Source organism: Saccharopolyspora sp. NPDC000995, assembly GCF_053599315.1.
In genome coordinates this window covers 167,885-194,169 of sequence record NZ_JBSFLZ010000001.1, presented here as the reverse complement: position 1 = coordinate 194,169, position 26,285 = coordinate 167,885, and the positions used below count along the sequence as shown (strand labels likewise).

Here is a 26,285-nt window from a genome sequence, read left to right as displayed (position 1 = left end):
AGCCGGTCAGAGGTGCCCTTCAACCATAACTGGATCCGGTGATGCGTGAGGGGCACCCGCGACCCGGTTGCTCGGTCACGGGTGCCCCTCACACAGAACAGGTCAGCCGAACGGCGGGAAGAGGGAGCCGTTGGACGGGGGACTGGTGGTCGGGCTGCTGTTGCTGCTGTAGTCGCCCACCATCAGCGTCACTGGCTGGTTCTTACCCAGCTTCTGCCCGCTGGTCGGCGACGAGCCGACCACCTTGCCGTCCTGGCTCTTGTCCGCGGTCGACTGGTTGACCTCGGCGATCTCGCCTTCCCAGCCGCGGGACCGCAGGGCGTCCTCGGCTTGGCTGGGCGACATGCCCAGCAGCGACGGCATGGTGATCTGCTGGCCGTTTGAGACCACCAGGGTGATCTCTGTGTTCGGCCGCACCTTGCTACCGCCCGACGGGCTCTGGTCGAGCACGGTGCCCGGTGCCTGGTCGGAGTCGCGGTCCTGCCTGCTGACCTTGAACCCGGCACCCTCCAGGTAGGCCTTCGCGGTGTCGTAGGGCATGCCGCGCACGTCCTTGACCTCGACCGTCGGGATTGCCTTGCCCACCGTCACGGAAATCGTCGTGCCCTGGGTGACGGACTGGCCCTTCTTGTCCCAGTCGATGATCTTGTCGATCTGCTTGGGGTCGCTGGTCTCCTCGTAGGAGGGCGTCAGCCCGAGCTTGAGCCCGGCCTCCTCCAACGTCTGCGATGCCTCGGGGATGGACAGTCCGCTCAAGTCCGGCACCTGAACGCTCGCCGGCCCGGTGCCGGAGCAGAGCTCGATCTTCTGGGTCTCCTTGGCCACGGCCACGCCCGGGGCCGGCTTCTGGCTGACGACCTTGTCTATGTTGTCGACGCTGGACGGGAACACGCACCAGGCGAGCTTCCATCCACGTGCGTCGGCCTCGGCCTGGGCCGAGGCCCGGGTCATGCTGACGAAGTTCGGCGGGACCTCCGTCTTCGGCGAGCTGTTAAAGATCCAGGTCGCCAGCCATGCGACGAGCGCGAACACGATCACACAGGCCGTCGTGACCAGCGCGATCGTCCGGTGTTTGCGCTTCTTACGCTCCCGCTCGAGGTCGGCCTCGCCCGGCTCCCGGTCGACCGACCGGTGACGGCCGGGCGGCAGCACCTCGGTCGCCGAGGCCTGCGAGAGCATCGCCGTCCGCTCGTCGTCGGACATGATCATCGGCGCCTTCGGGCGCTGCCCGGAGAGCACCCGCACAAGGTCGGCCCGCATCTCCGCAGCCGACTGGTAGCGGTTGGCTGGGTTCTTGCTCAACGCCTTGAGCACCACGGCGTCCAGCGAGGCCGGCGTCGTCGGGTTGACGTCGGAGGGCTTGCGCGGCTCCTCCCGGACGTGCTGGTAGGCGACCGCGACCGGCGAGTCGCCGGTGAACGGCGGCTCCCCGGTGAGCAGCTCGAACAGCACGCAGCCGGAGGCGTAGACGTCGCTTCGCGCGTCCACCGCCTCGCCACGCGCCTGCTCCGGCGAGAGGTATTGCGCGGTCCCGATCACCGCCGCGGTCTGCGTCACCGCGGCCTGCCCGTCGGCCAGCGCGCGAGCGATGCCGAAGTCCATCACCTTCACGGCGCCGCCGCAGGTGATCATGATGTTGGCGGGCTTGACGTCCCGGTGCACGATGCCGTGCCGGTGGCTGAAGTCCAGCGCGGCCGACGCGTCCGCCATGACCTCCATGGCCCGGCGCGGCGACAGCGGACCCTCGGTCTTGACGATGTCGCGCAGCGTCCGGCCGTCGACGTACTCCATCACGATGTACGGCAGCGGCCCGCTCTCGGCCTCCGTCTCGCCGGTGTCATAGACGGCCACGATGGCCGGGTGGTTCAGCGCGGCGGCGTTCTGCGCCTCCCGGCGGAATCGCAGCTGGAACGTGGGGTCGCGGGCGAGGTCGGCGCGCAGGATCTTCACCGCCACGTCGCGACTCAGCCGGGTGTCGCGGCCGCGGTGCACCTCGGACATACCGCCGTAGCCGAGAGTCTCACCGAGCTCGTAGCGGTTGGACAGAAGTCGAGGTGAACTCATCGAAGTGTCGTTCCGATCCTTGTCAACGATCGTCCCATCATGCCGATTCGCCCTGTGCGGCCGGTGCCAGCAGGACGACCGGCGGCAGTCCCCCGAATTCCGTGTTCGGCCAACTCGTGGGGTTCGCCCCGATCAAGGGCGTGCGCCGTAGCGAAGTCTGGCCCAAAGCAGTTGCCGAATCCAGATTCTGCGTTTTCACACGGCCGGATCCGACCAATCCCTGGTTCCAGTTGACCACCCAATAAGTGGCCACACCAACAGCGACCAGCAAGGCTACCGCGAGCACCGCGACGAGCGCCCAGACGATGACCTTGTTCGTGCGCGGCGAGGACGGCACCTGCTGAGGTGGCAGCTGCGAGGCAGGCACCTGGGGGGCCGGTGCCTGCGGCGGGATCAGCCCAGGAGGGTACGTGTTCCCCATCGGCGGCAGCTGCCCGGGCATCTGGTGCACCCCGGTTTTCGTCGGCACGGCGACGTTTCGCTGCTGCCGCTGCTGCGGCATGACCAGCGAGGACGGCGTGGGCAGCGGCATGCCCACGCGCACCGCGGCGACGGCGTTGGCGAACTCGCCGCCGTCGGCGTAGCGGCGTCGCGGGTCCTTCGCCAGCGTCGCCTCGATCAGTGCCCGCACCCCCGGCGGCACGTCCGGCGGAAGCGGCGGCGGGATCTCCCGGATGTGCATCATCGCGACCGTGACCGCGTTCTCGGACAGGAACGGGCGGTGACCCATCAGGCACTCGTAGCCGACCACGGCCAGCGAGTACACGTCGCTGGACGGCGTCGCGTCGTCGCCCAGCGCCTGCTCCGGCGCGATGTAATGCGCGGTGCCCATCACCATTCCCGAGCGGGTCACCGGTGCCGCGTCGGCCGCCTTCGCGATGCCGAAGTCGGTCAACTTCACCTTGCCCTCGGGCGTGATCAGGATGTTGCCCGGCTTGACGTCCCGGTGCACCAGGCCTCGCTCGTGCGCGGCCTGCAACGCCCGGCCGGCCTGCTCCAGCATGTCCAGCGTGTGGTCGGTGTTGATGCGGCGCTCGCGGGCCAGGATCGCGGCCAGCGGCTCGCCCTCGACCAGCTCCATCACCAGGTACGCGGTGTCCTCCGGGCCGTCCGGGATGGCTGCGGTCTCGCCGTAGTCGTGCACAGCGGCGATGCCCGGGTGGTTCAGCGACGCGGTCGTCCGTGCCTCAGTGCGGAAGCGGTGCAGGAACTCGGCGTCACCGCACAGCTCCGCCTTGAGCACCTTTATGGCAACGGTCCGGTCCAGCCGGACGTCCACGGCCTGCCAAACCTCCCCCATCCCGCCGACGGCGATGCGCTGGCCGAGCCGGTACCGGTCGGCGAGTAACTGGCCGGAGGTCAGCACGGGTCAGCCACCCCCCTGTAGACCGGCCCGGATGACCTCCCGGCCGATCGGGGCGGCGATCGAGCCACCCGTAGCCTCGGTGCCCTCGTCACCACCGTTCTCCACGATCACCGCCACGGCGATGGTCGGGTTCTCCGCCGGCGCGAACGCGACGTACCAGCCGTGCGGCTGGTCCTTGACGTCGCCGTGCTGGGCGGTACCGGTCTTCGAAGCGATCTCGATGCCGGAGATCTTGCCGCCGCCCTTGGTGTTCTTCTCCGACTGGATCATCATGTCGCGGATCATCCGCGCGATGTTCGGAGAGACGGCTTGGTCCATCTCCTCAGACTGGAAGGAGCTCAGCTCCGCCATGTCCGGCGACCGGGTGGCCTCGATCAGCTGCGGCTTCATCAGTTTGCCGTCGTTGGCGATGGCCGCGGCCATCATCGCGTTCTGCAGCGGCGTCACCCGCACGTCGCGCTGGCCGATCCCGCTCTGGTACAGCGACGGGGCGTCGGCCATCGGACCCAGGTCCGACTTGGCGACGTTCATCGGGATCGCCAGGTCCTGCCCGAAGCCGAATGCGGCGGCGGTCTCCCGCATCTTCTCCGGGCCGAGCTCACCGGCGATCTTCGCGAACGCGGTGTTGCACGAGTGCGCCAGCGCCTGCGTCAGGGTGTTGCCCGCGCAGGTCTTGCTGCCGTAGTTCGGCAGCTGCGTGTTGGTGCCGGGCAGCGTGATCGACGCGGCTGCCTCCACCTGGCTGTTCGGGTTATACCCGTTCTGCAGCGCGGCGGCGGCGGTGATCAGCTTGAATGTCGAGCCCGGCGGGTAGATCTCCGAGACCGCCCGGTTGGCCATCGGCGCATCCGAGTTGTCGTTGAGCTTCTTCCACTCGGCGGCGGCGTCGTTGTTGTTGGTGGTGGCCAGCACGTTCGGGTCGTACGACGGCGCGTTGACCATCGCCAGGACCTTGCCGGTCTTCGGGTCGAGCGCCACCACGGAGCCGTGGAAGCCCTGCTTGGTCAGCTGCTCGTAGGCCACCTGCTGAATCGCCGGTTTGATGGTCAGCTCGACGCTGCCACCGCGCGGCTTGTTGCCGGTGATCATGTCGGAGAGCCGGCCGAAGGCCAAGCTGTCGTCGGTGCCGTTGAGGATCTTTTCCTCGGCGCGCTCGACCCCGTTGGAGCCGTAGAAGAACGAGTAGAACCCGGTGACCGGGGCGTACAGCGGCCCGTTCGGGTAGGTGCGCTGGAACGCGTAGCGGTCGTGCTCGATGGGCATCGAGCTCGCCAGCGACTGGCCGCCGGCGATGATCTGCCCGCGCTCCCGCGAGTTCTCCTCGTACTTGATCCGCACGTTGCGGGCGTCGTCGTTGAGCTCGTCGGCCTTGATCACCTGGACGTACGTCGCGTTGCCCATCAGCAGCACGATCATCGCCATCATGGCCAGCGCCACCCGGCGCAGCGGCTTGTTCATCGGGGACGCTCCACCAACTCCGTATGTGCCTCCGCGATCGGCGCCTGCTTCGGCTTCGGCTTCGCTGGCGCCTGCGGACGGCGGGCCGCGTCGGAGACCCGCAGCAGTAGCGCCACCAACATGTAGTTGGCCAGCATCGAGGAACCACCGGCGGCCAGGAACGGAGCCGTCAGACCGGTCATCGGGATCAGCCCCGTGACACCGCCGGCGACCACGAACAGCTGCAGCGCCATGGTGAACGACAGACCACCGGCGAACAGCTTGCCGAAGGAGTCGCGCACCGCGAGCGCGCTGCGCAGCCCACGCATCATCAGCATCAGGTACACCGTGAGCAGGGCCATCAGCCCGACCAGACCGAGTTCCTCGCCCAGCGCCGGGATAATGAAGTCGCTGAAGGACAGCGGGGTGATCTGCGGCATGCCGCCGCCCAAACCGGAGCCGCCGATGCCGCCGTGCGCCATCCCGAACAGGCCGGTGCGCAGCTGGTAGCCGGGGTCCCACTCACCATCGGGCACCCGCACCATCGGGTCCAGCCAGGTGTTCACCCGGTCCTGGACGTGGCCGAAAAGGTTGAAGGCGATGACGCAGCCGACGGCGAACATCGACAGGCCCAGGAACACCCACACCGCACGCTCGGTGGCGATGTAGATCATCACCAGCACGATGCCGAAGAACAGCAGCGACGTGCCCAGGTCCTTCTCCAACACGACGATGCCGATGGACAGGGCCCAAGCGGCGATGACCGGCATCAGGTCCCGCGGACGCGGCCAGTCGATGCCTAGGAACCGCTTGCCCGCGGTGGTGAACAGCTCCCGCTTGGACACCAGGAACGAGGCGAAGAAGATCAGCAACAGGATCTTCGCGAACTCGTTGGGCTGGATGGACACGAAGCCCAGGTTGATCCACAGCTTGGAGCCGTTGACCTCGGAGATGCTCGACGGCAGCAGGCCGGGCAGCGCCAGCAGCGCCAGGCCGACGAAACCGCAGGTGTAGCCGTACTGGGCCAGCGTCCGGTGGTCCTTGATGAACACCAGCACCAGGATGAACAGCACCACGCCGGCCGTGGTGAAGACGATCTGCTTCGGGGTGAACGGGTAGCCCACCGCCTCGGCGAGGTCGAGCCGGTGCAGCATGACCAGCCCAAGCCCGTTGATCAATGACACCAGCGGCAGGATCAACGGGTCGGCGTACGGAGCCCACCGGCGGACGCCGAAATGCGCCGCGCCGAAGAGCACCAGGAATGCCAAGCCGTAGAAGAACAGCTCCCGGGTAACGGTCTGCTCCTGGGAGACCTCCACCACGATCAGCGCGAACGTGACGATCACCGCCGAGCAAACCAGCATGAACAGCTCGGTGCCCCGCCGAGTGTCGACTCGGGGGGCCCCGCTGGCAGCTCCGGTCGTAACGGCCGGTTGCGCCATCAACTCACCGTCCGGCAGGTCACGCCCGGCTGTTGTTCCTCCGTCTGCAGCGGGGTGGCGTCCGCCGGCTGCTCGGGCTGCTGGCCCTGCGACGGCTGCTGCCCAGCCGGAGGCTGCGCCGGCGGCGGCTTGGGCTTCTGGCATTCCGGCAGCAGCGCGGTCATCCGGAGCCGCCGCATCGCGTCGCGGGCCTCCTGCAGCCCGTTGACCTCGGCGATGCCGTTGCGGACGTCCGGCCGCTGCGCTTCCTGCAGGTCGACCACCTTGATCGGAGTGCAATCCGGCGCGGAATCCGACGGGCAGGACGTTTCGACCTGCCAGTTCAGCGAAACACCCAGCACGCTGCCCTGCACTCCTTGGAAGATCACCACCTCATCGGCGCGGTTCGCGCCGATGTAGTACTGGTTGAGCACCCACCAACGCCCAACCAGCGCGACTCCGGCCAGCACGATGAGCACGCCGCACGTCACCAGCAGCGAACGCAGCCAGCGGCGCTTGCGCGGCTGCTCGGGTGGAGGTGAGGTGGGTTCGAAACGCTGCGGCTGCGGCCGCGGCATGGTCACCGCGGATGCGCGTGCCGCAGACGAATCGGGTTGCGGATGCTCATCGCCATTTCCCGCCGCGCCCCCGACGATCGGGGCGTCGTCGCCGAACTCGACGTCGACGACGTCGGCGATGATCACGGTGACGTTGTCCGGACCACCGCCCTTGAGGGCGAGCTCGATCATCCGGTCCGCGCACTGCTGCGGGTCCGGGATGCGCAGCGCTTCCGCCATCGTCTCGGTGCTCACCGGGCCGGTCAGGCCGTCCGAGCAGAGCAGGTAGCGGTCGCCGGCCCGGGCTTCCCGGATCGCCAGGCTCGGTTCCACCTCGTGGCCGGTCAACGCGTGCAGCAGCAGCGAGCGCTGCGGGTGGTTGGCGGCCTCCTCTTCGGTGATCCGGCCTTCGTCGATCAGCGACTGCACGAAGGTGTCGTCGTGGGTTATCTGGGTCAGCTCGCCGTCGCGGACCAGATAGGCCCGGGAGTCGCCGATGTGCACCAAGCCCAGTTTGCTGCCTGCGAACAGCACAGCGGTGAGCGTCGTGCCCATCCCCTCCAAGTCCGGGTCGTTGGCCACCAGCTCGGAGATCGCGCCGTTGCCGGCCAGCACCGCACCGCGGAGCTGCCCGAGCAGGTCGTCGCTCGGCTCGTCGTCGTCCAACGGCGCCAACGCCGCGATGACGACCTTGCTGGCGACCTCACCGGCGGCATGTCCACCCATGCCGTCCGCGAGGGCGAGTAGTCGTGGGCCGGCATAGACCGAGTCCTGGTTGTTGGAGCGCACCAGGCCGCGGTCGCTGCGGGCTGCGTAGTGAAGGACGAGGGTCATGAGCGCAGCTCGATCACCGTCTTGCCGATTCTGATCGGAACGCCGAGTGGGACCTTGGTCGGCCCCGTGACCTTCGCCCGATCGAGGTATGTGCCGTTTGTGGAGCCTAGATCCTCCACGTACCAATCGGAGCCTCGAAGCGACAATCTCGCGTGTCGTGTCGACGCGTAGTCGTCGTCGAGGACCAACGTGGAGTCATCGGCGCGACCGATCAGGATCGGCCGGCCGTCCAGGGAGATGCGCGTGCCGGCGAGAGCACCGTGCGTCACCACCATCTGGCGGGGCGTCTTGCTCTTGCCCCGGGACTGCTTGCCCGGTAGCCGACTCGCACCTGGCATTGGGACCCGCATCCCGGACGCCGAGTAAAGATCCGAGCGAACCACGCGAAGCGCAGCCAGCACGAACAACCAGAGCAGGGCGAGAAACCCTGCTCTGGTCAGCTGAATCACCAGCTCTGGCACTTGTTGTGAACGCTCCTACTCGTGTCTGGACGCGGAGTTACGCGGTCTCAGGCCTGCTGAGCGCGGAAGACCAGGGACGAGTGGCCCACCCTGATCACGTCGCCGTCTGCCAACTGCCAAGTCTGCACCGGCGTGCCGTTCACCGTGGTGCCATTGGTCGAACCGAGATCGGCCAACATCGCGCTCTGGCCGTCCCAGGTGATCTCGATGTGCTTGCGCGAGACCCCGGTGTCCGGCAGGCGGAACTGGCCCTCCTGACCCCGGCCGATGATGTTCGAGCCGTGCTGCAGCGTGTACGACCGGTTCGAACCGTCGTCGAGGTGCAGCGTCGCGGTCATCTGCGCGCGCGGACCACCCGCGGCGAAACCGCCGCTCTGCGGGTACGCCCCACCCGGCTGCTGGCCGTAGCCCTGGTCCGGGAAGCCACCGGACTGCGGATACGCCCCACCCGGCTGTTGCCCGTAGCCCTGGTCGTAACCGGCGGGTTGGCCGTAGCCGCCCTGGTCGTAACCCGGCGGCTGCTGGCCGTAGCCCTGGTCCGGGAAGCCACCGGACTGCGGATACGCCCCACCCGGCTGTTGCCCGTAGCCCTGGTCGTAACCGGCGGGCTGGCCGTAGCCGCCCTGGTCGTAACCCGGCGGCTGCTGGCCGTAGCCCTGGTCATAGCCGGGCTGCTGCTGTTGCCCGTAGCCCTGGTCGTAACCGGCGGGTTGGCCGTAGCCGCCCTGGTCGTAACCCGGCGGCTGCTGGCCGTAGCCCTGGTCATAACCTGGCGGTTGCTGGCCGTAACCGCCTTGGTCGTAACCGGCTTGCTGCGGTTGCTGACCGTAACCGCCTTGGTCGTAACCGGCTTGCTGCGGTTGCTGACCGTAACCGCCTTGGTCGTAACCGGCTTGCTGCGGTTGCTGGCCGTAACCGTAGTTGGGGTCTTGGCCTTGGCCTTGGCCTTGGCCTTGGCCTTGGCCGTAACCCTGGTCGTAGCCGTACTGCCCCTGCTGGTTGTACGGATCTCCCTGGGGGTAGTGGCCTGGTGGCTGGCTCATGGGTCGGTCTCCTGCGGTACGCGGTTGTGCCGGCCGTCGAGTCACGTCGGGGTCGACGGTCGAGCTGATTCGAAACTGTCCCGTGTGCAGCGTTTCAGAGCGCTCCAGGGAGACTACGACGTCACCATATGTGTCCCACCCCTGCTCGGTGAGATGCTCCTGAACGCAGTCGGCGAGGAGGTCGGTCACCCGGGCCTCATCGTCGGTGAGCCGATCGTGATCGGACGGGCTCAGTTGCACAACGTAGTGGTTGCAAGCGAGCAACCGTCCCCCGGCGAGTTCCCGGACCTGCAGCTCGGCTTCCCGCTGCAGAGCCTGGGCGACCTCCTGGGGGACGACCTTTCCGCCGAAAACGCGCGCAAAGCCGTTACCGACGATGCCTTCGAGTCGGCGCTCAAAGCGCTGCACGAGGCCCACGGCAAAATCCCTCCACGCGTACGACTCCTGGCGACCATCGTATCTGGGCCAACGGGCCGAGACACCGCCCTGTTCCCAACTCGTCCAACCCCCCCGCCGAACCCCCTCGTCAGCCGTGCTAATCTTCCCTCGCCAACAGGGCAGCGGACGCGAAAGCGCCCCCGGCCCCAAGGGGCGGAAGAGAGCAGGATAAGCTTCCAACCAAGCCACGGGCGAGTGGCGGAATGGCAGACGCGCACGGTTCAGGTCCGTGTGTCCGAAAGGACGTGAGGGTTCAACTCCCTCCTCGCCCACGTAAGAGGCCCCCCAACTCATTTATTGCCAGGGGGCCTCTTCCTATTTCCATTCGGGGGCCGAGCCCCGTGGACCCCCGCGGTGCGGTGGTCGCTTCTCCCGGGCTTTTTGTCTTCTTGCGCGTTCCCGGCCTGCTCACGCCAGCAGCCTCCGTTCATTCGCCCTGGTCTTGCTGGCCGGCGGCGTTGTGTGGCTGTTCCCTGGCCTGGCTGGTTATTGCTGCTGGTGGTGGCCTGCTTCCTCTGGGCTGGGCTTGTCCTTCGGTTGTGGTTTGTGTCTCTGATTTCGGGGCCGTTCTCAGACTGGGGTTCCCCTCGGAGCTCTTTGGGGGCTTGTGAGTTATGTCCCTTCGTTCCTGGGTCTTTGGTTGTGGCGAAGGTCGCCTTCGGCGTTCGGTGCCGGCCGTCCCTCGAGTTCTCTTCAGCGAACAGCGAACAGGCTTGGTTGCGGTTTGGGCGTATTTGGGGTTTTCCGTTGGATTGGTGTGGTTGGTTTCTCCTGTTTCGCGCGATTCTCGGGAGGGCTGGCTGGTGGTCGTCGATGTCTTGGTCGCCGGTGTTGTCGCCGCCGGGTTGATGGCGGGGTTGTTCGCCGGGTTCGGGTACGCCGTCATGCCCGGGCTTCGCGACGCCTGCGGACCGGGCCTTCGTCGATGTCATGCAGCGCATCAATTTGGCCATCGTCAACTGGTTGTTCTTGGCCCTGTTCCTCGGCGGGTTGGTGGTCAGCGGGTTGGGCGCCGCGCTGCTGTGGTTCGGCGGTGGGGCCGGCTTGGGGTGGGGCGCTGCCGGGTTCTTGCTCTACCTGGCGATGTTCGTCGTCACCGCTGCCGTGAGCGTGCCGTTGAACAACGAGCTCGCCGCCGGGGAAGGTGCCGACCGCTCCGCTCTGCGCGCTCGGTTCGAGGTGCGTTGGGTGCGGTGGAACCTGGTTCGGGCGTTCGCTGCCACCGGCTCCTTCGGTTGTCTCCTGGCGGCGTTGGTCGTCGAGGTGCTTTGACCCGGGGCCTCGGTAGCCGCCGGGGTTGTACGGTTTCGTCGTGGATGGTCGGGTTCTCGGGCTTGACGAGGTTGCTTCTCTTGCCGCTCGGGCTCATGGTGGGCAGGTCGACAAGGCCGGTCGGCCCTACGTCGAACACCTGGCCGCCGTTGCCGCCGGGGTGCGGGCCAGGGGCGGGAGCGAGGCCCAGGTCGCCGCTGCTTGGTTGCACGATGCCGTTGAGGACGGGGCCGTTTCCGAGGCTTGGTTGTCGGGGGCTTCACTCCCGTCGGAGACCAAGGACATCGTGCTGGCCGTGACCAAGCGGGCCGGTGAAGACCCCGCCGACTACGCCGCCCGTATCTTGGGGACGCCGGGCGCGCTGCTGGTGAAAGAGGCCGACCTCGCGCACAACGCCGACCCCGCGCGGTTGGCCGTGCTGGACGAAGCGACGAGGGAGCGGCTGACCAGGAAGTACGTGCGGATGCGCGCACTGCTGGGACTGTGAGTCGGGCGGCCGATGACGGAGGGGTTTCGGCGTGACTCGGTGGGAAGAACTCGGCTTGGAGTGGCAGGAGACCGGGCATGCCGACGCTCCGGTCCTAGTGCTGTCCAACGCCCTCGGTTGCACCTGGGAGATGTGGGAACCGCAGCTCGACGCCCTCAACGGCGTTTACCGCGTGCTCCGGTACAACCAGCGCGGGCACGGCCGATCGCCGGTGCTGCCCGGCCCGTACACCCTGGCCGACCTCGGTGCGGACGTGCTGGCGCTGCTGGATCACCTGGAGGTTCCACGGGCCTCGTTCATGGGCTCCTCGCTCGGTGGGATGATCGGATTGTGGTTGGGAGCGCATGCTGGCGAGCGAATCGAAGGGTTGACCGTCTGCTGTAGTTCCGCATGGTTGGGGCAGGAGCAGATCGAGCTCGACCGGGCCGCCGCGGCTCGCGAGCACGGGACCAACGAGTTGGTCTCGCCGACCATCGAGCGTTGGTTCACACCCCACTTCCGCGAGTGCCACGCCGAAACCGCCATCTACTCCGCGATGATCGCCAGCACCGACGACGAGGCGTACGCGCTGTGCTCGGAGCTGATCGGCCGCGTTGACCTGCGAGCCGACCTGCCCACCATCACCGCGCCGACACTGGTCGTCGCTGGGGCCGACGATCCCGTCACGCCGCCGGAGCACGGTGCCGCGATCGTCGACGGGATCGACGCCAACGCCCGGTTGGAAGTGTTGCCGCACGCCGCCCACCTGGTCAACGTCGAGCAGGCGGAGGCGTTCACCGCACTCCTAGGACTCGGCTGAGCCGGATTGCGTGATCACCATCACGCTTCGCTGTGGTATTGCGAACGGGGCTGCCGAGCCCGACAGGCCTCGATGATCGGCTTCTCGGTCTTGGCGACAGCCGCGGACTGTGCTGGGCTTGAGCCATCGTTCGGGTGAACACTGGAGTCGGTGCGGGCGGAATCGGAGTCCATTCGGGCCGGGTGGCCGGGATCCCGCGGTCTCGGACCGCGTGCACGGGAGGAAGCGATGGCGGGCAACAGCCGGGATCCTGGCCGGTCGGTCACTGCGCGAGCGCTCAGCGTCCTCACCGCCTTCGACATCGAACACGTCCGGCTCACCCTGACCGCCATCGCCCGCCGCGCGGAGATCCCGCTGGCCACCGCGCACCGGCTGGTGCGCGAGCTGGAGATGTGGGGTGCCCTGGAGCGCGACGGCGAAGGCCGCTACGCGATCGGCCTGCGGCTGTTGGAGATCGGGCTGCTGGCGCCGGTGAACAGCCGACTCCGCCAGAACGCCCTGCCGTTCATGCAGGATCTGTGCCAGAGCACCCACGACAACGTCCATCTCGCGGTGCGCGACGGTATGGAGGTCGTGTACGTCGAGAAGCTCACCACGCCGCGCGCCGTGCCGATCACCTCGCGCATCGGCGGTCGCCTGCCGCTGCACTCGACCAGCGTCGGCAAGGTGCTCCTAGCGCACGCCCCGAGCGTGGTGATGCACCAGTACTGCGAGCGCGGGCTGTCCCGGTTTACCGCGTACACCATCACCGAACCCGGTCGTCTGGGGCGCGAGTTGCAGACCGTGCGCAGTCGCGGCTTCGCGCAGGCCAACGAGGAGATGACGCTCGGGAACTGCTCCGTCGCGGTGCCGGTGCAAGACGCCAACGGAGTAGTCGTCGCGGCGCTCGGGGTAGTGGCGCACAGCGTTCGCGCCGAGGTCTCGAAGATGGTCAAGCCGCTGCTGCCTGCCGCGGAAGCGATCCGCCAGCGGCTCGTCGAGCAGGATCGGGCCGACCTCGACCTGCTGTCGCACTGACGACCGCCCGCCGCCCGGCGGGCGGTCGTTTTGCGGAGGTGGCGAAATTCGGTTCTGCTGGTTGGGAAAACCTCAACGCCATGTTCCGTACCGGTTCACCTGAATGGCCGCATCGCTGGGCTGAAGTCCCGATGTCATTCATCGACCAGTCACCGACCGATGCCCGCCGCCGGTCGCAGGGACCCTGTTGAGCAGCGCAGAACCAGCTCCGAGCTGTTTAAGTCAGCAGAGGCCCCGTTGTCGGTGGCCGCGGAGTGCAAGCGCAGTGCATGAGGGAGGCGGAACGCCGTGACCGGAATGCCGGGACGTGCCTGGACCGAGGACGAGCTCCGAGGCTGCTCGACGACGCAGCTCCGGTCCCCGCTGGGGCTCGCAGCTTCCATGGGGCGGCTGGCGCAGCGGACGGTGGACACGTTGGGTTGGGCGGGCAGCGTGCTGCCGCCCGTGAAGCTGCTCGGTCGGCAGATCATCGCGACCGCGGAGCTGCTCCCCGACGCGCACGCCGAGCGGCTGTGCTTCGGCAGCGAGCCGGTGCTGGACCGGGCCGAGATCGCCACCTGGGTGTGGCCCGAGATGGACGGGCGGGTGCCGCCGCCCGCGGCCCGGGTCACAGGTGTGCTCGCCCCGGCCCGGCATTGGCGCAGCGCGTTGACCGCCGCGGTGCCGTTCGCCCGGTTCGTCAGCTCCGCGATCGTGGTGCCGCGCAACGTCGCCGTGGCCCCCGACTTCGCCTCCACCTGCCTGATACGCGCCCGCCAGTTCGGCATCGCGGTGCTCAGCGCCAACGGCGACGATGTGCAGGCGGAGCTGGACGGGCGGTGCTTCGATGACGCACCGCCGGTGGAGCACACCGCGGTATCCCGCTGGGTGAACGAGGTCGTCTACCAGCAGCTGCTCGCGACGGAGGCCCCCGCCCCGTCTCGCAGCTGACCCACGAGCCAGTCCCTGGGGTCTGGTCGTGAGTGCGTAATCGGGCGCGCCACTCGACTACGCACTCATGACCGACGGCTTGGCCGCCGCGTCACGGGGGAACAGCAGAAGCGGCCCACCCCAGTTGTCCACAGCATGTGGCTAGTTGTCCACAGGCTGTGCGGGCGGCCTGGGAACGCGGGTTGTCCTACGTTGGATGGCATGAGAATCGTGATTGCCGGAGCCCACGGGAAGATCGCGCGACACCTGGGGGCGATGCTCGTCGAGCGCGGTGATGCCGTGCTCGGACTGATCCGGAACCCGGACCACGCCGAGGACCTCCGCGCCGACGGCGTCGAGCCGCAGTTGGCCGATCTGGAGCAGGTCGACGCTGCCCAGCTTGCCAGCCTGCTCTCCGATGTGGACGCTGCTGTGTTCGCCGCCGGAGCCGGTCCCGGAAGCGGCGCGCCTCGCAAGGACACTGTGGACCGCGCCGCCGCGGCGCTGCTTGCGGACGCGTGTGAGAGGGCGGGGATTCGTCGTTTCCTGCAAGTGAGTTCGATGGGCAGGACGCGGCCGAACCCGCCCGATGTGGACCCGGTGTTCGGCGCATACCTGGACGCCAAGCGGGCTGCGGAGGAGGACTTGCGGTCGCGGGATCTGGACTGGACGATCCTGCGGCCGGGAAGGCTGACCGACGATCCGCCTACCGGTCGCGTGACGCTGGCCAAGTCGGTCGGCCGGGCCGCGGTGACCCGCGCCGACGTCGCCGCCGTGCTGCTCGCCATCCTCGACGAGCCGGCCACGTCCCGGCAAGCCCTGGAGCTCGTCAACGGCGAAATCCCGATTCCCCAAGCTCTCCGCGTCGCGCTTGTCTGACGGCCGGGATTCCGGTGGAGAGCGACACGCCGTTTGCCACCGAAATCGTGCGTTATCCGCAGGGGCCGAGGACGCGATCGAGGTACGGGTTGCGGAAGACGCCGTCGGGATCGACCTCTGCGCGCACCCGGCGGAAGTCGTCGAAGCGCGGGTAGCGCTCGCGCAGCGATGAGGCGTCGAGGCGGTGCATCTTGCCCCAGTGCGGTCGCCCGCCCGCCGCGCCGACGATGTCTTCGAAGGCGTCGAACCAGTGCCGGTGCGGCATCCCCTGGAACTGGTGGATCGCGATGTAGGCCGACGGACGCTGGTAGGCCGTCGACAGCCACACGTCGTCGGCCGCCGCGACCCGCACCTCCACCGGGAACATCACCGGGTCGGCGAGCCGCCCGACCGCGGCGCGCAGCTCCCCGAGCACGTCGTGCAGCGCCTCTCGCGGCATGGCGTACTCGGATTCGACGAACCGGACGTTGCGCTGCGTCGTGAAGACCCGGTGCGAACGATCGCTGTAGGAACGCGCGGACCAGGTCGAGGCGCAGAGCCGGTTGAGCGGTCGTACCGACGCGGGCACCGCGCGCCCCAGCCGGCAGATCGTGCCGAACAGCCGGTTCTCCAGCACCTCGTATTCCAGGAAGTGCCGGAGCGGGTGCAGCGGCTGCGGTGATTCCGAGGCGGGGAGCCGGTTGTTCCGCTTGACCAGAGTGTTCGAGGCGTGCGGGAACCAGTAGAACTCGACGTGGTCGTTGTCTGTGGTGAGCTGGTCGAAGCGGTCCAGCACGTCATCCAGGCGGGCCGGTCGTTCGTCTGCGGCCAGTGCGAACGCGGGCACGCAGCGCAACGTCACCGTCGTGATCACCCCGAGCGCGCCGAGCCCGACGCGGGCGGCGGCGAACAGCTCCGGGTTCTGCTCGGCGGAGCAGCTCCGCTCGGTGCCGTCCGCGAGCAGCAGTTCCAGTTCCTCGACCTGCGTCGCCAGCCCGCCCAGCCCGGCGCCGGTGCCGTGGGTGCCGGTGGAGATCGCCCCGGCGATGGTCTGCCGGTCGATGTCGCCGAGGTTTGCCATCGCCAGGCCGAGCCCGTCGAGTTCGGCGTTGAGCCGACTCAGGGGAGTGCCGGCGCGCACCTTGACCAGCCCGCTGTGCGGGTCGGCCTGCACGATCCCGGACCAGTGCGAGAGGTCAAGGGCGCAGCCGGTATTCGGCGAGCCGATGCCGGAGAACGAGTGGCCGGTGCCCAGCGGGCGGACTGTGCCGCCGTCGCGCGCTGCCGCGCGGATCGCCGCAGCGGCCTCCTCGGTGTCGCGCGGCGCCACAAGGGCGCTGGGTGTGGCGGTGGCAGTGCCCGCCCAGTTGGTCCAACTCCGCATCGCCGACCCTCCTTTGGGTGCTCTCGCGGAGAAATTATGTGAATGTGATTCACATAACAAGGGTTTTTCGCCTACTGTTGTCGCCGTGCGCCGGTTCGACGAGATCACCAGGGAGCTCGACCCGCCCTTCGCAGTGGCCGACCTCGAGGCGTTCGACAGCAACGCGGCCGATCTGGCGCGCCGTGCCGCCGGGCGGCCGATCCGGGTGGCCACCAAGTCGGTGCGCTGCCGCGACCTCCTGCAACGGGTGCTGCGCGCCCCCGGCTTCGCCGGGCTGATGTGCTACACCCTGGCCGAAGCGCTCTGGCTGCACCGCGAAGGCCTCAGCGACGACATCCTCGTCGCCTACCCGGCCGCCGACCGCTCGGCGCTGCGCGAGCTCGCGGCCGACCCGGCGGCCGCCGCGTCGATCGCGCTCATGGTCGACTCCGTCGACCACCTCGACCTCATCGACGCCGCCACCGGCTCCGACCGGCCCGAGGTCCGGCTCTGCCTCGAAGTCGACGCGTCCTGGCGGCCGTTGCCCGGCCTGCACGTCGGCACCCGTCGCTCCCCGGTGCACACCGCCGCGCAGGCCCGGCGGCTCGCCGAATCCGTGGTGCTCCGCAAGGGTTTTCGCCTGGTCGGGCTGATGGCGTACGAAGGCCAGATCGCCGGGCTCGGCGACGCGCCGCCCGGTCGGCCGCTGAAGGCCGCCGCGCTGCGCTGGATGCAGCGCCGTTCGGCCGCCGAACTGGCCGAACGCCGGGCCGCGGTGGTGCGGGCGGTGTGCGCACTGGCGCCGCTGGAGTACGTCAACGGCGGTGGCACCGGCAGCCTGGAGGGCACTGCCGCGGAACGCGCCGTCACCGAGGTGGCCGCCGGCTCCGGGCTGATCGGCCCGACGCTGTTCGACGCCTACCGAGCCTTCCGCCCCCGACCGGCGGTCCTCTACGCACTTCCCGTCGTGCACCGCCCCGCCGCGCGCATCGCGACAGTGTTCGGCGGTGGCTACCTCGCTTCCGGGCCGCCCGGCGCGGACCGGGTGCCGACGCCGCACTGGCCGGCCGGCCTCCGGCTGCTCGCGACCGAGGGCACCGGCGAGGTGCAGACGCCCGTGGTCGGCGACGCGGCCCGGCTGCTCCGGCTCGGCGACCGCGTCTGGTTCCGGCACGCCAAGGCGGGCGAGCTCGCCGAGCGGTTCACCCACTACCACCTGGTGGCGGCCGACCGGCTGACCGGCACCGCGCCGACCTACCGGGGCGAGGGCAAGTCCTTCGGCTGATCCGCGGGCATCCGGTTCGACAGGTAGCCGCGCACCAGTTCCTTCGCCTCCGCGACGAGCGTGGGCTCCCCGGCCGGATCGCGCCGGAACGCCAGGTGCAGCACCGCGTCCGCCGCCTCGACCGCGACCGCCAGCGGAAGCAGCAGGTCCGCCGGGGCGAGCCCGAACTCCTCGCCGATCAGCCCGGTGAGCTTCTCGGCGATCACCGCGTTGTTGTCCTTGCTGGGGTCCAGCAGCCGCAGATCGACCACGTCGCCGAAGTGCAGCCGGCTGAACGCCGGGACTTCGCGGTGCATCGTCAGGTAGACGTCGAAGACGGCGTCCACCGCGTCCCACCAGTGCTCCAGCTCCAGCTGGTCGAATCGCGCGGACACGGTGCGCACGAAGCGGTCGAGGTTACGCAGCGTTAGTTCCTGGACTACGGCGCGCTTGTCGGGGAAGAACTGGTAGAGCGATCCGACCGCCACGCCAGCGCGCTCGGCGATGAGAGTGGTTGTTAACCCGTCATAGCCCACCTCGTCGATAAGCTCGGCACACGCCGAGAGCATCTTCTCCACACGTTGTGCACTGCGCTGCTGGACCGGTTTTCGGCGCAGCGGGGCTACTTCGGCAGGCAAGGCAACTCCTTGATCAAGTTCTAACTGACCATCTTGCCGACCACGACCATGCTTCTCTTTCAGGGGAGGAGCCCTGGGGAGAGGGTGCCGAGCTCGATTCGGCGGTCTGGTTCACCGACGTGGGGCGAGGGTTTCGCCCGGCGCCGACGATGTCCACAGTTTCCCGGCCCGCGGGCGGTGTTGCGCTCCGGACATGCCGGGGACGGTATCAGTCGATCGGGTGATTTCCCTGTCGACGCCTTGACCGAACGCCGATGTCTGGTCATTCGGGGGTTCTGAGGCGCGGCTCTGACCTGCGGCTCCGGTCGCGTTACATCGTTGTCATATGCATAGAGTCATGTTGTCAGCGCGCAAGACCGCTTCTAGTGTGATCCGAGTCGTCATTTTCAGTGACAGAAGGGTCATCGTGGGTTACTGCCCGGCCGCCCCTCGTTTTCCCGCCGCGCCTCGTGCTGTGCTTTCCAGGTGGACATCGACTGGGGGAAGAAGCGGGTGCTGTGGCGCCCGTGCCGTCGGTGCCCATGTCGGTTCGGCTGCCACGCGCGCGAAGCGCACCGCAGCCCCGTGACCGCGCGGCTGACCCCGGAGCTCGCGGCCCCGGCGGGGCCGCCCCGCACGGCCGCGGCGGCCGCCCCGCCCGCACCCGGCCTGTGGCACCCGTTGACCATCGCGGACGCGAACGCACTGCTCTCCGAGGGCGGCTACGGCCTGCGGGTCGAGCGGTCGGCGCAGGGCCCGCTGCGGCTCAGCGGCTTCGGTGCCGGTGCCGGGTTGCCGCTGGGCGCCGCACCGAACTGGTCCGATCTCTACCGCGCCCTGGTCCGGTTGCGCCGCACCCGCCGCGTGTTCGACCCGGCCTGGCTGCACCGGCTGACCCGGTCGCTGGCCTCGGACGTCGGTACCGGCGGATCGGTCCCGCTGCCCGCCGACCGCGTCGACCTGCTGACCTCCCAACGGCGGCAGCTCGCCGAGGACTGCCTCGCCGCGGTGCTCGGTCCGAACCACAGCGTGCCGTTCCCCGCGGAGCGGATCACCGTCATCGGTCCGGCGCGCACCGTTGAGCTGCGAGCCGTCGGATCGCGCGAGCGCGCCCAGCGCCAGCTCCGCGGCTGGGAACGGATTTCGTCCATTGTGGAATCCGACCCCGACCTGCGGATGCACTGCGCCACCCAGCCGGTGCCGGCCGCCGTGGTGGACACCGCCACCGGTGCGGCCGCCCTGACCCGCATCGCCGAGCCCGCTCCGGCGCATCCCACGCACCCGGGCGGCACCATCGCGGCCGACCTGGCCACACTGCTGCACCCGGCCGGCGACGGCACGCCGGGACTGCTGCGCGTGGTACTGGACAACCGCTTCGAGCGGCGCGAGGACGAACTCGACTACTTCCTGGAGCACTTCGTCCGCCCGCTGCTGCGCACCTTCCGGCTGGCCCTTGACTCGCACGGGGTCGGACTGTTCGCCCTGGGCGGGGCCGAGATCGCCTTCGAGCTCTCACCGGAACTGCAGGCCACCGGCCGGATCGTGGTGACCGACTACCTGCGGGTGAGCCACGAGCCGACCCACGCCGAGGTCGCGGCGGGAGCGCGTGCGCTGGTCGGGACCCTAGACGAGCTCGGCGCCGGGTTCAGCCGACTCGATTCCGGGCAGCGGGAGAGCCGGGTGCGGCGGGCCGTCGCCAGGGTGATCGCCGAGGAACTGCGCTTCCTGGCACCGAGCACCGCAGAACTGCTCTCCGGCGAGCAACCGCTTCAGTGCTACGCCCATACCGTGCCGGAATCCCAGGATGCGGTGCTGAAATCGGTGCTGGACCGGGTCCAGCAGCGTACCCGGCAACGCCGCTGGGACGACCGGTTGCCGCAGCCGACTGTCGTGATCGACGTGGACCTGTGCGGACTCGTGCCGTTGCAGCGGATCCTGGACGCCGCGCGGTCGGTTTCGGGCCCGCGCCCTGGTGCGCCGGACGGCATCCTGGAGCTGTCCGGTCCCGGCACGCTGCCGGTGCTGCCGACCCACGCCGCTGCTACCTGGCGGAACTTCGTGAAACTCAGCGGCCTGCGCGACCGCTACCCGTCGGTGGACTGGGACGAGGTGCGTGCCGACTTCACACGCGCCTTCCTGGCCAGGCCGCGGGAAAGGCTGCGCACCGACAATGCTAACGCCGGGCTCGCCCGGTTCGTCTGGGACGTGCAGGACGCTGGCGGGCGGGTGGTGTTCTGCACTGGGCGTCGCGAGCGGTTCCGCGAGCACACCGAGGAAGCGCTCGCCGCCGGCGGGGTGCTGGACGCGACGCTGCTGTGCCTTCCCGAGGGCGACGGGTGCCCGCGTTCTGAGCTGAAGGTGGAGAAGCTCCGAGAACTCGGAGACGTCGACATCGTGGCGGTCTTCGACGACGAGCTGGCGAACCGCATCGCCGTGACCAAGGAGTTCGGCGGGGCCATCCCGGTCGCCGTCGAGATCCCCGGCCTGGCCGCCGAACGCCTCCCGGGCCAGCCGGTGGCCGACGCTGCGGCCGTGATCGCCACCTTCGAGACCAGGCCCCGCTTCGGGGAGCGCAGCGGTCCGCGCCTGTCTAACACGCATTCGCTGGAAGAGCTGCAGATCGGCGCACTGCGCAAGAACCGCTTGGCGCAGCAATGGTCGGTGCACCTCACCGAACAGGAATCGTGGTCCATTGTGGATTCGGTGCTCGCCGACGTGGACCGGGCGGCGGCGCGGACCGGGCGCAGCGCGGTCGCGAAGTTCGGCATCCACGAGCGCAGCGAGCCGGAGCAGGTCCTGGCGGCGCTGCACCACGTGTTCACCCGCAAACAGTTCATCAAGGGATCGCGGTCCAACTACCGGCCAGCCGACCTGCGACGCGACGCCGAACCGTTCGTGCGCCGGGGCGAACCCATCGAAGTGGTGCTGCTCGGGTTCCCGGTCAAGCAGTGCCTGAACCGGTTGAAGGCGGGTGGCCCGCTGCCGGACTTCGCCGAACTCGGCGCGATGGCGCGGCTGCGGGAGCTCCAGCGGGCGGTCAGCGCGGTGCACGCACCCGGCCTGCACTTCAACATCCTCACCGACGGCAGGCACTTCCGCAGCCGACCGCACGCGATCACCGACGCCTACCAGCGGAAGCTGCGCGAGTACGTCCACCTGGTCGGCATGGGCGACCGGACTACCGTCGAGGAGATCGACGAGGTCGCGGAGCGGCGGCTGGGCCCCGGGCTCCCGGCCGTGCGCGCCACCCGTATCGCCGGTTACCGCCGGCTGCTCGCCGACTCGTTGCGGCACTTCGACATCACCGACAACCCGCTGCGGACTCTGGAGCAGGTGCACTCGCGCACCGTCACGATGGACGAGTTCGCGCCGCACGTCATCGGGCTGTTCCGGGAAATCCTGATGTCGCTGGTGTATTCGGTGCCGCTCACGGTGCCACCCGGGACGGACCGGTTGGAGTGGTCCACCGCGGTCTACGCGGACATCTACAACGTGACCGACCAGAGCGTGTCGGGCGAGGTGCGGCAAGCGCGCTGCGCGGTGCTCCGCCGGGCGTGGCACACGGTGCTCCGCTACGTGGCGACCATGCAGGCGGACGAGGAGTTCGGCTACGAGCGGATGTTCCCGAACCGCGTGCGGCTGACCCTCAGCGCAGTCCGCAAGGGCTGCCTCGGGTTCACCTACCTCGGCGGATCGGGCCTGCTGCCATGGCAGGGCACTGGCGTCCTCGACACCCGCGGCCACGTGGCGGTCGACTTCGCGATCTCGCTGCTGGACCAGGGATTCGTGCCGGTGTACTCGCCGCTGCTCGGCCCCCGCCAACCGTGGCTGATGGTGCCGGCGCAGCACACCTACCTGGCGGCGGCGGGTATCGCGGTACCGACACAAAGAGGAGCGGCAACCCCACCGGGAATCCGGCTGGACCAGGATTTCGCAACCAGAGCCCGCCTCCGCCGGAAGTAGCCCTCCCGCAGCTCAGTCCGTGAGTGCTTTTAGGTGCTGCGGGTGTGTTCGGGAACTGGTCCTGCCTGGAGGTTTCCGGTGGCAGCCCGGGGGGAGCGGTCCAGTTCTGCCTGCCAACCGGGGTGGAGCGAACGGCCTTTTCACCTCGGTAGGCGGCACGAACGGTCCATTCACTTCACGCCACGCCTTCCCAAACAGCTTCCATGGGCCCACCACTCACGGGTTCTGACCAGAAGAAACGGTGCCGCGGCTCGGTAGTCGAGCGACGACGGAGGCGCAGGCGTGTTCTCTTTCCGCACCCGCATGACCGAGCCGAGATGCTTTTGTGAGATGCGCTCGAGTGGTCGCAAGCGCTCGAGGCGCTTAGCCCACGCACGCAACCGGCACCGTTGACAACCGCCGCAGGTTCTCAGATGTCGTTTGGCGAGGACAGTCCCGATGCCGCGAATTCGGACATCCGCAAGTCGGGGATCCCGGAGTCCAGGCGACCTCTGAGGTTCCGCTACTCGAACCGCCACGCAAGGCGGCCACCTACCCCCAAAAAATGGAAAGGCCCTGGGCTCGGTCGGGGAATCGAGCTCCAGGGCCTTTCCAGACTCCGGCTCCGTCCGGGGAAACGGGTTGCCGGAGTGGTTGGAGTCCGCGGACCGGCACCGGTCGGGGGAGGGGAGTGCGTCAGCACCGGCCCGCGGAACTTGTGGCGACCGCGCTGGTGTCCAGCGGGTCCGATTTGGAGTTTTTCGCGGCGGCGGCCGGTAAACGCCGGCCGAGGTCGGGGTCACGAGCGCACCGTTCATCGGCCGCCGCCTGGCGGTTTCTCGGCAACCCGGGTCGGGGAGGAGGTAGTGCTGTCCGGGGCCGAGTCCGCCTGCTTAGGGCACCGGTGTCACCGGGCGCAGTGCGTGCGCCGGACGCAGGTGCCGTGCGGGACGGGGTGCCAAGGCTCCTGCTACCAGGTGCTCGTAGGCCGTGCGCCACACCGAGCACGGTGCTTTCTGCGGGCGCCAGCGGCTCGAGCACTCCGGGCAGTTGCCCTTCTCGTCGGCGTCGTGCGCGGTGAGTAGCGTTCGCCACCCCTCGGTCAGCCGGGGAAGTTCGGAACGCGCCACGGAGAGCAGGGAAGAAGCGTCCGCGCGGTTCGCGAGCTCGGTCAGCACATCGAGCCGCTCCCGCACCGCACTGCGCAGTACCTGTCCCAGGATCTCGTCCACCGAAACGTCACCGTCACTTTCTCGCCTGCACAGCGGCATCCCGCAGCGCGTCCGACAACTGGCCGATGCTGTTGGCCGACAACGCGGCGGAATGGCCGGGCGGTCCGACGAGCACCACCCAGTCCGGGTTTACCAGCACGTCCAGAAACCGGTGCGAGTTCGCCACGTCTCGGCAGTCCACTCGCCACCAACGGCGCCGGTCTGCAGGCGCGGTGGGGAACTCGGCCGAGTGGCCGTTCCCGCCCTTTGCTTCCCGCATCTCGTCACCGTTCCTGTTCGTGCTCGGTTTGCCTGTGCTGACTAGATTGGAACGGGACGGGTCCTCGCGCCTAGGGGTGCGGCGATAACCGGGCCAACGGCAACGACGAGCGGTCGGTGGACTTCACCGCCGCCGATCACCTCTACCGATACGCGCTTCACCGGGATGCAGCAGTGCCCTTACTCTGCGACCAACGCCCGAGCAGAGCGTCAGGGGGTCTAAATGAACATCATCGGTTCTGGCGGCCTTCCCGTTACACCCGACGTTTGGAACGAGCGGGAGATGCGGGATGCGCTGGCTCGACGGGACGTCAGCGAGATCTACCGGCAACTGCGCCGGTACGGCGTTTCGCAGCGGCAGATCGCAGCCACGACGGGGCAGTCGCAGTCCGAGGTGTCCGAGATCCTTAAGGGGCGGCAGGTCATGGCTTATGACGTGCTCGCCCGGATCGCTGACGGGCTGGGTATCCCGCGGGGCTACATGGGCCTCGCCTACGACGGGGCGACCGCTATGCGGGTCGCGCAGGCGGCCAACGCCCCTGACGCTGAGGAGGACGAGTCGGTGAAGCGCAGGAAGTTCCTGTCCCACGCCGCAGCGGTGACCATGGGCGCGGCCGTGTTCGGCACCGAGAGCAGTACCTGGTTGCCCGCCAGCGCGCAGACGCCGGCACCGGCACGCATCGGCATGACCGACGTACAGCAGATCCACGCCGCGACCAAGGCGTTGCGCGATCTCGACTACCGCTACGGCGGTGGGACCTGCCGGGACGCCGTCGTCGCCCAGCTGTCTTGGGCGCAGCAGCTGCTCGAGTCCAGCGCCAGCGATCCCGTGCGCAAGCAGCTCTTCGTGGCCCTGGCGGACATGCACAGCCTGGCCGGTTGGACCTCGTTCGACGTGGGCCTGCTCGACCCCGCCCGCGGGCACTTCGGCAAGGCGCTGGAGTTCGCGAAGCAGGCCAACGACGACGGCCTGGTGGCCAGCGTGCTGTACCGGATGGGCCGCGTCTACCTGCACTACGAGGAGCCCAACGAGGCGCTGAAGCTGTTCCAGCTGGGCCAGATCGCCGCGCAGGAGTCCGGTTCCGCGCTGACCGTGGCCGTGCTGTGCGCCAACGAAGCCTGGGCCTACGGCATGTTGAACAAGCCGGAGCAGGTGCAGAAGATGGTGGGCCGCACGAAGGACGAGTTCGCCCGCGCCCGCGCCGGTGAGGCGCCGGACTGGGTGCGCTTCTTCACCGAGAACGACCTGCACGGCATGATCGGCTCCGCGCACGACGCGCTGGCCGTCTTCGAGCCGAACAAGCACGCCTCGATCGCCGTCGCCGAGACCATCAAGTGCAACGAGGCGTACGGCGCGGACATGGCGCGCACCCACGTCTTCGGCCTGAGCCTGCAGGCCACCAACCACATCCGGGCCGGCGACCTGCAGGAAGGCGTCAAGGTCGGCCGGCGGGCGCTGGACTTCGGCGAGCGGGTCAAATCCGCGCGCGTCGCCGACCGGCTCAAGCCGTTGGAGCTGGAGGCCGGCAAGCACCGGATGAATTCCGATGTCCGCGACCTGTTCGAGGCGGTCCGGCGGTTCCGCCGGGTGTGATCGGGCCGCGTCAGGCAGCCGTGCCGGTGCCGTCGGCTTGAAACGATGAGCATGAAGACACAACCAGTGGAAGAGGGTCGGTGCGTTCCGCCTGAGCTGGATCTGGCACTGACCGAAATCTGCGCGGCCGTCGGCCTCGATTCGACCGGCGCGCGTTTGATCCGAATCGTTAACAACGGGGTTTTCCTGCTCCGCGACCAACAAGTCGTCGTCCGCTTGGTGCTTTCCCCGTCCTTCACGTATCGAGCTTTCAACGCCGTGGAAGCCGCGCGTTGGCTGGCGGTGCACGGGGTTCCCGCCGTGCGCTTGCTGCCGGGTGTCGAGCAGCCGGTCCAGGTGGGCGAACACCTGGCGACCCTCTGGCAGTACGTGCCGGAGGCTGGCCCGATGCCCAGCGGCGCGGACCTCGGCGAACTGTTGCGCCAGATGCATTCGAAGCTGGCATCACCAACTTTCCTTGACTGGCAGCCGATGGCGGACATCCGGCGCCGGTTGACCGATGCGGTCGACATCGATCCGGCCGATCACCGGTTCCTGGAGCAGCGCTGCGACGCGTTGGAAGAACGGCTGGAAACGCTGCGCTTCCCGTTATCGCGCAGCGTGATCCACGCGGATGCGCACCTGGGCAACGTGATTGGCGGGGCGGATGGTCCGCTGCTGTGCGACCTGGATTCGCTGTGCATCGGACCGCCGGAGTGGGACCTGACCCCGATCGCGGTGGGTCGGCTGCGGATGGGGCACCCGCCGTCTTGGCACGACGACCTTGCCCGGGCCTACAGCTTCGACATCACGCGCTGGGATGGCTTTCCAGTACTGCGCGAACTGCGCGAATTGAAGATCACCACCGGGGTTCTCCCGATCCTGCGCAGCAATCCCGGGGTTCGCGAGCAACTGCACCAGCGGTTGCGCACGATCAGGGACGGAGATCTCGCCACGCAATGGGTGCCGTACAGCTGATCCGGTCTGCTGCTAGGCCGAACGGGCGGTCTTGGAGAGATTACCGAGGCGGTTTGACAGTTTTTGGTGACGCACCTTCGGACGAAGGGGTAAAC

Annotated in this window: 21 protein-coding genes and 1 tRNA gene; 11 read left to right on the top strand and 11 right to left on the bottom strand. The window is 68.7% G+C overall.

All coding sequences use genetic code 11. From position 1 onward, the window contains the following. Nucleotides 1–102: 102 nt before the first annotated feature. From pknB to ACWDKQ_RS00930, 7 genes are read right to left on the bottom strand one after another with little or no spacing between them, the layout of a single operon-like run. Nucleotides 103–2,064, bottom strand: a complete 1,962-nt coding sequence (pknB, locus tag ACWDKQ_RS00960) for a Stk1 family PASTA domain-containing Ser/Thr kinase (RefSeq protein ID WP_450136700.1) — start codon at nt 2,062–2,064, stop codon at nt 103–105. A 37-nt stretch (nt 2,065–2,101) separates the two neighbouring features. Beyond that, entirely contained in the window at nt 2,102–3,430 is a 1,329-nt protein-coding gene (locus ACWDKQ_RS00955; protein ID WP_450136699.1) for a serine/threonine-protein kinase, read from the bottom strand. Between the two features lie 3 nt (nt 3,431–3,433). Beyond that, a complete protein-coding gene (locus tag ACWDKQ_RS00950; RefSeq protein ID WP_450136698.1) occupies nt 3,434–4,888 on the bottom strand; it encodes a peptidoglycan D,D-transpeptidase FtsI family protein in 1,455 nt (484 codons plus the stop codon). Further along, on the bottom strand, nt 4,885–6,309 hold the full coding sequence (locus ACWDKQ_RS00945) for an FtsW/RodA/SpoVE family cell cycle protein (protein WP_450136697.1): 1,425 nt from the start codon (nt 6,307–6,309) through the stop codon (nt 4,885–4,887). The genes ACWDKQ_RS00950 and ACWDKQ_RS00945 overlap by 4 nt, the downstream gene beginning before the upstream one ends. Continuing rightward, entirely contained in the window at nt 6,309–7,679 is a 1,371-nt protein-coding gene (locus tag ACWDKQ_RS00940) for a protein phosphatase 2C domain-containing protein (protein ID WP_450136696.1), read from the bottom strand. Before ACWDKQ_RS00940 ends, ACWDKQ_RS00945 begins: the two co-directional genes overlap by 1 nt. Further along, nucleotides 7,676–8,140: an FHA domain-containing protein FhaB/FipA gene (locus ACWDKQ_RS00935; RefSeq protein ID WP_450136695.1), complete on the bottom strand. Its 465-nt coding sequence runs from the start codon at nt 8,138–8,140 to the stop codon at nt 7,676–7,678. Before ACWDKQ_RS00935 ends, ACWDKQ_RS00940 begins: the two co-directional genes overlap by 4 nt. Before the next feature lie 47 nt (nt 8,141–8,187). Next, nucleotides 8,188–9,600 (bottom strand): FhaA domain-containing protein, encoded by a 1,413-nt coding sequence (locus ACWDKQ_RS00930; RefSeq protein WP_450136694.1) that lies wholly within the window; start codon nt 9,598–9,600, stop codon nt 8,188–8,190. A 210-nt stretch (nt 9,601–9,810) separates the two neighbouring features. On the opposite strand from ACWDKQ_RS00930, the gene ACWDKQ_RS00925 reads away from it, so the two are divergent. From ACWDKQ_RS00925 to ACWDKQ_RS00895, 7 genes are all read left to right on the top strand, one after another. Then, nucleotides 9,811–9,893: transfer RNA gene (locus ACWDKQ_RS00925), tRNA-Leu, on the top strand. A 658-nt stretch (nt 9,894–10,551) separates the two neighbouring features. Continuing rightward, complete coding sequence (locus ACWDKQ_RS00920) at nt 10,552–10,893, top strand: anthrone oxygenase family protein (RefSeq protein WP_450136693.1); 342 nt, start codon at nt 10,552–10,554, stop codon at nt 10,891–10,893. Between the two features lie 40 nt (nt 10,894–10,933). Beyond that, a complete protein-coding gene (locus ACWDKQ_RS00915; protein WP_450136692.1) occupies nt 10,934–11,380 on the top strand; it encodes an HD domain-containing protein in 447 nt (148 codons plus the stop codon). A gap of 31 nt (nt 11,381–11,411) precedes the next feature. Then, nucleotides 11,412–12,179 (top strand): 3-oxoadipate enol-lactonase, encoded by a 768-nt coding sequence (gene pcaD, locus ACWDKQ_RS00910; protein WP_450136691.1) that lies wholly within the window; start codon nt 11,412–11,414, stop codon nt 12,177–12,179. Nucleotides 12,180–12,407: 228 nt separating this feature from the next. Further along, the gene (locus ACWDKQ_RS00905) at nt 12,408–13,196 is read left to right on the top strand and encodes an IclR family transcriptional regulator (RefSeq protein ID WP_450136690.1); all 789 of its coding nucleotides are present in this window, start codon (nt 12,408–12,410) and stop codon (nt 13,194–13,196) included. Nucleotides 13,197–13,493: 297 nt separating this feature from the next. Continuing rightward, nucleotides 13,494–14,126: a hypothetical protein gene (locus ACWDKQ_RS00900; protein WP_450136777.1), complete on the top strand. Its 633-nt coding sequence runs from the start codon at nt 13,494–13,496 to the stop codon at nt 14,124–14,126. Between the two features lie 201 nt (nt 14,127–14,327). Further along, complete coding sequence (locus tag ACWDKQ_RS00895; protein WP_450136689.1) at nt 14,328–14,984, top strand: SDR family oxidoreductase; 657 nt, start codon at nt 14,328–14,330, stop codon at nt 14,982–14,984. A gap of 52 nt (nt 14,985–15,036) precedes the next feature. On the opposite strand, the gene ACWDKQ_RS00890 is transcribed toward ACWDKQ_RS00895, so the two are convergent. Beyond that, nucleotides 15,037–16,347 carry a D-arabinono-1,4-lactone oxidase gene (locus ACWDKQ_RS00890; protein ID WP_450136688.1) on the bottom strand — a complete coding sequence of 437 codons (1,311 nt, stop codon included), beginning with the start codon at nt 16,345–16,347 and terminating at the stop codon, nt 15,037–15,039. Between the two features lie 85 nt (nt 16,348–16,432). On the opposite strand from ACWDKQ_RS00890, the gene ACWDKQ_RS00885 reads away from it, so the two are divergent. After that, the gene (locus ACWDKQ_RS00885; protein WP_450136687.1) at nt 16,433–17,611 is read left to right on the top strand and encodes an amino acid deaminase/aldolase; all 1,179 of its coding nucleotides are present in this window, start codon (nt 16,433–16,435) and stop codon (nt 17,609–17,611) included. Here the strand turns inward: ACWDKQ_RS00885 and ACWDKQ_RS00880 are convergent. Then, nucleotides 17,581–18,159, bottom strand: a complete 579-nt coding sequence (locus tag ACWDKQ_RS00880) for a TetR family transcriptional regulator (RefSeq protein ID WP_187764803.1) — start codon at nt 18,157–18,159, stop codon at nt 17,581–17,583. The genes ACWDKQ_RS00885 and ACWDKQ_RS00880 overlap by 31 nt on opposite strands. 633 nt (nt 18,160–18,792) lie before the next feature. Between ACWDKQ_RS00880 and ACWDKQ_RS00875 the strand changes: the two genes are divergently transcribed. Continuing rightward, on the top strand, nt 18,793–22,170 hold the full coding sequence (locus ACWDKQ_RS00875; RefSeq protein WP_450136686.1) for an L-tyrosine/L-tryptophan isonitrile synthase family protein: 3,378 nt from the start codon (nt 18,793–18,795) through the stop codon (nt 22,168–22,170). Between the two features lie 872 nt (nt 22,171–23,042). On the opposite strand, the gene ACWDKQ_RS00870 is transcribed toward ACWDKQ_RS00875, so the two are convergent. Together ACWDKQ_RS00870 and ACWDKQ_RS00865 are read right to left on the bottom strand one after the other, a co-directional pair. Next, nucleotides 23,043–23,381: a hypothetical protein gene (locus ACWDKQ_RS00870; RefSeq protein ID WP_450136685.1), complete on the bottom strand. Its 339-nt coding sequence runs from the start codon at nt 23,379–23,381 to the stop codon at nt 23,043–23,045. 13 nt (nt 23,382–23,394) lie between these two features. Then, the gene (locus ACWDKQ_RS00865; protein ID WP_450136684.1) at nt 23,395–23,640 is read right to left on the bottom strand and encodes a hypothetical protein; all 246 of its coding nucleotides are present in this window, start codon (nt 23,638–23,640) and stop codon (nt 23,395–23,397) included. A 282-nt stretch (nt 23,641–23,922) separates the two neighbouring features. Here ACWDKQ_RS00865 and ACWDKQ_RS00860 point away from each other — a divergent pair, with 282 nt between their 5' ends. Both ACWDKQ_RS00860 and ACWDKQ_RS00855 read left to right on the top strand, forming a co-directional pair. Beyond that, complete coding sequence (locus ACWDKQ_RS00860) at nt 23,923–25,233, top strand: helix-turn-helix domain-containing protein (RefSeq protein WP_450136683.1); 1,311 nt, start codon at nt 23,923–23,925, stop codon at nt 25,231–25,233. A 51-nt stretch (nt 25,234–25,284) separates the two neighbouring features. Further along, on the top strand, nt 25,285–26,190 hold the full coding sequence (locus tag ACWDKQ_RS00855; protein ID WP_450136682.1) for a phosphotransferase enzyme family protein: 906 nt from the start codon (nt 25,285–25,287) through the stop codon (nt 26,188–26,190). The last annotated feature ends 95 nt before the right edge of the window (nt 26,191–26,285 follow it).